Origin of the sequence: Streptococcus sp. 3874 (assembly GCF_013276425.1) — a bacterium.
GTDB classification, from domain to species: domain Bacteria; phylum Bacillota; class Bacilli; order Lactobacillales; family Streptococcaceae; genus Streptococcus; species Streptococcus pseudopneumoniae.
On sequence record NZ_VMLA01000143.1, the window covers coordinates 1 to 659 of the forward strand.

The 659-nt window shown below is 34.9% G+C and carries 1 protein-coding gene; it reads left to right on the forward strand.

Annotation, left to right across the window (positions count from 1 at the left end):
* Window positions 1-123: 123 nt before the first annotated feature.
* Window positions 124-603: a sigma-70 family RNA polymerase sigma factor gene (locus HT703_RS11110; protein WP_000588858.1), complete on the forward strand. Its 480-nt coding sequence runs from the start codon at window positions 124-126 to the stop codon at window positions 601-603.
* The last annotated feature ends 56 nt before the right edge of the window (window positions 604-659 follow it).

Consider the following 659-nt stretch of genomic DNA (forward strand, 5'->3'; position numbering starts at 1 on the left):
ATAACCCAAAGAGAGGCAAGACCTCTCTTTTTTGTGCAGTTGAGGAGCTAAAGGGTGCAGAATGGATGAAATGTACCAAAAGTGTTTCTAATCTGTTAGACTGTATCTAGAAAGGGGAAAATTATGATTAAAGAATTGTATGAAGAAGTCCAAGGGACTGTGTATAAGTGTAGAAATGAATATTACCTTCATTTATGGGAATTGTCGGATTGGGACCAAGAGGGAATGATATGTCTATATGAATTGATTAGTAAAGAAGAAGGATTAGTAGAAGATATCTCTCGTTTAAGGAAATATTTTAAGACTAAGTTTCGGAATCGAATTCTAGACTATATCCGTAAACAAGAAAGCTACAAACGAAGATATAATAAAGAACCATATGAAGAAGTAGGTGAGATTAGTCATCGTATAAGCGAGGGAGGTCTGTGGATAGATGACTATTATCTCTTTTATGAAACACTAAGAGATTATAGAAACAAACAAAGTAAAGAGAAACAAGAAGAGCTAGAACGCATTTTAAGAAATGAACGATTCCGAGGGCGTCAAAGAGTGTTAAGAGACTTACGTATTGTGTTTAAAGAGTTTGACATCCGTAGCCGGTAAGAAGCAATGCAAAAAAATGAAAAAAATAGGAAAAGGTGTGTCAATCGAAAGTGATG

Bases quoted from the DNA above. Each gene is read 5' to 3' on its own strand.
- HT703_RS11110 (WP_000588858.1), top strand. From the start codon at position 124: ATGATTAAAGAATTGTATGAAGAAGTCCAAGGGACTGTGTATAAGTGT.